This window comes from Mesorhizobium sp. M2A.F.Ca.ET.067.02.1.1 (assembly GCF_004023285.1).
Classification (GTDB): Bacteria; Pseudomonadota; Alphaproteobacteria; order Rhizobiales; family Rhizobiaceae; genus Mesorhizobium.
Genome location: NZ_RZSB01000846.1, coordinates 1 through 2,340, shown reverse-complemented (window position 1 = coordinate 2,340; position 2,340 = coordinate 1). Strand labels below are relative to the sequence as shown.

General features: G+C 55.3%; 1 protein-coding gene and 2 pseudogenes. All 3 read right to left on the bottom strand.

What is annotated here, in order from left to right; all coding sequences use genetic code 11:
* Positions 1–461 (bottom strand): annotated as a pseudogene (locus EOA28_RS32665) (OmpA family protein); the annotation flags it as partial.
* Between the two features lie 7 nt (positions 462–468).
* On the bottom strand, positions 469–1,134 hold the full coding sequence (locus tag EOA28_RS32660; RefSeq protein WP_042639131.1) for a hypothetical protein: 666 nt from the start codon (positions 1,132–1,134) through the stop codon (positions 469–471).
* Positions 1,135–1,859: 725 nt separating this feature from the next.
* Positions 1,860–2,340 (bottom strand): annotated as a pseudogene (locus EOA28_RS39210) (hypothetical protein); the annotation flags it as partial.

Genomic DNA, 2,340 nt, shown 5'->3' with positions numbered 1-2,340 from the left:
TTCAGGGACTGGAAGGTTTGGTCGATCTTTTCGCCGATCGACTTGCGAATGGCCGGCAGAAACACCGGATATAATATATCGGTGAGCGTGTTTGGGTTCTTTTGGATGGACCGCTGCGCCGCCCGTTCGACAGCCGGGGCAAGAGCCTCGCCGAGTTGCGTATGGGACGCGCGCGCAGTTGCTTCGGGCAGAACGTTGCCCACCGCGGCGGCAAGCTGCTCGGGTTCGTCGAGCAGGTGCGTAACGCGGGACAGCTCCGAGATTTCGCCGCCGACGAGCAGTTGGCGGAGCCTTTCCAGCCGATGGTCGGCGGCTGGAACACCTTCGTAAAGCGTATGGTTGTCCGGATCGACGTTCCGGGCAATTTCCACCAAAAGGCGGGCCAAAGCCTCGCGATCAATACCGGTATCGTTCGAAGCTTGTTTTTGAGAAAGGCTGATTGGTTCGACGCTCGACGTCAAGTTCCGATCAACTCACTTTCCAGCCACGCTCGGAATTGCCCTTGCTGCCGACGGGATCCTGGTTGAGACATTTCGCGACCTCGACGAACAGTCCGGCCAGAAGATTCCGGTCGGTCTTGACGTTGCTGAGATCGGAAAAGATCTTCTCCATGAGCATTTGGGCGCTTTCGTTCTTCTGCTTGATTTCCTCGCGCAGCAAATGGTCGCTTCTGCTCATGCGATCCGCGAATTCGCGCTCGAGCTCACTCAATTGATCCGATAAGGCGCGCACCTGCTTTTCGAGCGCCTGGTTTTGATCGCGAAGATTGCGGTCCATTTCCTTGTCGGCCTCGGCGCGTGCGTCCTTTTCGTTGCGCAACTGCGTCGCCAGCGAGTCAACCTGTTTCTTGGCATTCGACTCGTAGGTTTCAAGGTTGCGCTTGGTTTCGGATTCGACATCCTTGAATCGCTGCAGGAACCGTTCCTCAAGCTTGGAGAAGCGGCGATCATAGTCCTGCATCTGATTGCCGAACAAAAGATCGCGTATCTTGTCGACACCTGGAGCGTCACCGCCTGGCCCGCCCTCGCGAGCCTGGGAGGCCATGAAGTTCAGCCCGTTTCCCTCTGAATTACCTATCAGATTTGCATCCGCTTTATTTGCCGAAGAAGCGGCACTAGAAGGTTCCTTGGCCATCTCTAACCCCAATTGCCCACTTAAACATTAGGAGACGGTAAATTATGTCAGACAAATACCAGGCCCGCAAGGTGGAATCCTCTTGGGTTGAAACTGATTCGTCCGTCCCTTGTTCGCCTCTTGGACAGCAGAGCGCATCGAACGGTCCAACGGTCTGATCCATCAGAAGCGACTGGCACTGGTCTATATTGCCCTCGCCGGTTATGCAGACTCTCAGTACATTACCTTCGAAAGCGATGGCGCCGGCCGCCAAAATCAGCCCATATTCGCAGTGTAGAGCGGCTTGCGCCCATAAGGCGCGTGAATAGGCCCCCCATGCGCCGCCGGGTATCGATGCCTTTGCGGGGTCGAGGCAGATGCGGCGCGCAATGTGCTGCGTCGCAGGTCGGCGGGGTGTCGGCTGGCACGATTTAGCCGGACCATTCCAGGCCCGCTCGACGCAGGCCCTCGACCTATCTGGCGCGGTCCTCAGCCCGTATCAGCGGGTGGTATTTCTCGACCCAGTCGATGCTGAGATTCGGCGGTAGAGGTTTGCATTCGACGAGTCCTTGTCGGGCATTTCCAGATCGCCGGCTTGCCGCCGCTGTGAGTGTGCGCCAGGCGGTTCCAAAGTTTGGTCTCATCAGTACGGCCCGACGTTCAGCTCTTACCGCTTCGGAGTAGCGGCCGGCGATGAGATGGCAAAGACCTTCAACGGAATCAACCCTGACAGGGAACATGAGAGACTAGTCGTTCAGCTTTCCGCCACGGTGTCCCATCGTCATCTTGGATGCGTACATCGTCGGTGAACGCTTGCCTGGAAGGTTTGCCTCGAGGACGATCTGTTCGACAAAGCCTTGGTTCATCTCCAACTCCACGCATTCGTCGAGCTTATCAACGAGCCAAACCGCGTAGCCTTCAGGTTCCTTCGCGTCAAATTCCGAATCGTCCGCTGGTATCTTGGGCTCCGGAAACGCCGGGATGATCATTATCTTGGGCTTTGGCAAATCGTAGGTATGTCCCTCATAGGCATAACCGACAATAATCCCGCACGATGTTTTCTGTTCTGGAGATGATCCGAGCATGAACGTGCTTCCTACCGTTGAAATGAACGCAACGCCAAAATTCTTCAGGTCTATCTTGAAATGATAAGAGACTCTGATTGGTATTTTTGGAAATGAAATAATTCCATTTAATATATCTTGACGGCCTTTGTTGCTATTATAT